The organism is Vibrio sp. S457-15 (genome assembly GCF_000960545.1).
Lineage (GTDB): Bacteria > Pseudomonadota > Gammaproteobacteria > Enterobacterales > Vibrionaceae > Vibrio > Vibrio parahaemolyticus.
The window spans coordinates 1-251 of the sequence record NZ_JYOQ01000128.1 but is presented as its reverse complement, the minus strand read 5'-3'; the positions used below and the strand labels follow the sequence as shown (position 1 = coordinate 251).

The following is a 251-nucleotide window of genomic DNA, read 5'->3' as shown; positions in this document are numbered from 1 at the left end:
GATAAACGTGGTAGACCTCGTCAGTTCAGCGACTTAGCCATTACCACTGCACTTATGGTGAAACGAGTTTTCTCAATGCCGTTGAGAGCATTGCAAGGGTTTATCGATTCTGTTTTTTCATTGGCTAGCATCCGCTTGTGTGTCCGCATTACACCTGTATAAACCTCATAGTGAAGGATGTTGAAGTTTCATTTAAAACGGAAAGCCAGAGGATCAATACAGTATCTAATCATTGATGCTATTGGTCTCAA

At 41.4% G+C, this 251-nt stretch carries 1 protein-coding gene; it reads left to right on the top strand.

Going from position 1 to position 251, the window contains the following annotated elements; all coding sequences use genetic code 11:
• Positions 1–162 (top strand): transposase (locus UF05_RS26840; protein ID WP_369086568.1); only part of this gene is annotated, 162 nt, incomplete at its 5' end.
• Positions 163–251: the final 89 nt, after the last annotated feature.